Below are 2,411 nucleotides of genomic sequence, written 5' to 3'. Positions count from 1 at the left end.
CCGATGTGGTGACGCCGGCCACCGTCGGCGCGACTTTGTCCAGCGTGAAGGTAAGGCTGCCGGCCGAGGATACATTGCCGGCGACATCGGTCTGGATGACCTTCACCGTATGCGTGCCATTGGCAAGGGCGCTCGGATCATAGGTGGTCGATGCCGTGCCGCCATCGACGATGTAGCTCAGGGTCGCGCCACTCTCCCTGCCCGAGATCGTCAGGGCGCCGTTGCTGGTGATCTTGTCGGTGGCGGATTTGCCGGTGTCCGATGCCAATGCCAGCCCCACGGCATTCGGTTTGCTTCGGTCGAGCGTGAAGGTGATGGTGCCGTAAAAGAAGGAGACGTTGCCGGCGGCGTCCGTCTGCTTCATCTTGATCGTATGCTCGCCGTCACTGAGCGTGGTCGGATCGTAGGTCGCCGTCGCCGGGCCGCCATCGATGATGTAGCTCAGGGTCGCGCCGTCCTCGACGCCCGCGATCGAGAGCGTGGCGTCATTGGTCACGAAATCGTTGGAGGCACTGCCGGTGTCGTTGGCGAGGTACGGCTCCGGCGGGCCGATCGTGAGGTCGTAGGTGAAGGAAACGGTGCCGGCCAGTGAAACATTGCCGGCCGTATCCGTCTGGAAGACCTTCACGGTATAGTGGCCGTCGTCGAAGGTGCTCGGATCGTACGTGGCCGAGGCTTCGCCATCATTGACGACGTAGCTCAGGGTTGCCCCGTCTTCCAAACCGGTGATTGTCAAGGAACCGTCATTGGTCACGCCGTCCGTCGAGGACGTGCCGGTATCGTGGCTCAGTACGACCGTTGGCGCCGGCGGTGCCGTACGGTCGAGCGTGAACGTGATGGTGCTGGTCGCAGAAATGTTACCGGCAGCATCCGCCTGCCGCACCTCGACTGTGTGTTCACCCTCAGCCAGCGCAGTTGGATCGTAGGTCGCGGATGCCTCACCGCCGTCGACGACATAGCTCAATGTCGCACCGGTCTCCTTGCCGACTGTCAGGGAGCCATCATTCGTGAGAAAATCGGTCGAAGAGCTGCCGTTGTCGTGGGTCAGCGCAAGATCGGGCGCATCGGGACGGGTCGCATCCACGCCGCGCCCGGTCTGTACGCCGTCGGCCGTCGTAATGGTCGCATCGTCGAACGACGCGGAACGCTGCGACGTATTCAGGAGGACCCATGTAGTGCCGTTGTAGGATGCCAGGATATCAAGCTTGCCGTCGCGGTTCACATCCGCAAGGTTGACGACGTCAATCGAAGTGGCCACGCTGATATCCGTCGAGCCGGAGAAATTGCCAGCTCCGTCCCCCAGGCGCACTGACACGTTTCCGCCGTTCGCCGCGACAACGTCGACCTTGCCGTCCCCATTCATGTCGCCGACGGCGATATCGGATACCCTGTCTGCAAAAGTAAGCTGCGTCGTGCCAGAGAAACCGCCGGCGCCATTTCCCAAGCGCACGGAAACCAGGTTGGAGGAATTGTGTTGTGACAGCAGATCGACCTTGCCGTCGCCGTTCAGGTCCACGACGGTGAAATATGATGGGAGATTACTGCCCATACTGACAGATCCCGAGCCTGAAAAACTGCCGGCACCGTCGCCCAAGCGAACGACAATGCTGGTGCCGGTCGACGCCAGGAGATCGATTTTGCCGTCGCGGTTCACGTCGGCGAGGACAGCGCCGAATCCTGAACTCAGAACACTCGTCGGGTCTGAGAAGCCGCCGGCACCATCGCCCAGCCATAGGGTGACGCCGGCGCCGCCCGTGACCATGTCAAGCTTGCCATCGCCGTTTACATCGCCCAGAGCCATGGTAAAGTCGTTGCTGCCGACGCTGACATCCGCCCCGCTGGAGAAATGGCCCGCGCCATCACCCAACCGCACGGAGACGCTGTTGTCGGATATATTGATTGCCAGCAGGTCGAGCTTACCGTCGCCGTTTATGTCGCCGGTGCTGAAGCCGAAAAGACCGTAGGCGCCAGAGCCGAACGGGACCTGCGTCGGGCTGGAGAAATTGCCTGTGCCGTCGCCAAGCAGGATCGATACCGTGCTCATAAATTCATTGGCGGTCAGCAGGTCGAGCTTGCCGTCACCGTTCACATCGATGGCAGCGATCTCAGAGTGGATTCCGTTGCCACTGACGGCGCTGATCGGCGTCGCGAAGTTCAGTTCGGTCAGACCGTCGATCGAGCCATCGGTGCTGTCGATGCCGGCGATGGCGAGATTGCCTGTATCGCCATCACCCTCAACGACGGTGTAGGTAAATGTCGGCCGGCCATTGCTGTCGAGCCCGGCATTGTTGATTGCCACTGAGAACTGACCCGGCATTTCCACCGAGAATTGACCCGCCTATTAGATGTCGTTCGGGTCGGTGGTTGCGGTCAAGCTCTTCCTTTTCTCCTTCGTCGTTTTGGGCTCATGA

At 61.1% G+C, this 2,411-nt stretch carries 1 protein-coding gene; it reads right to left on the bottom strand.

What is annotated here, in order from left to right:
• Nucleotides 1-2,299: FG-GAP-like repeat-containing protein (locus tag D0Y60_RS24530; RefSeq protein WP_199564280.1), on the bottom strand; the 2,299-nt coding region annotated here is incomplete at its 3' end.
• Nucleotides 2,300-2,411 lie beyond the last annotated feature (112 nt).

It is taken from the genome of Shinella sp. WSJ-2 (assembly GCF_003432075.1).
In the GTDB taxonomy this organism is placed as follows: Bacteria; Pseudomonadota; Alphaproteobacteria; order Rhizobiales; family Rhizobiaceae; genus Shinella.
Note: the sequence above shows the minus strand (reverse complement) of the source record. Positions and strands in the feature narration are given on the sequence as shown.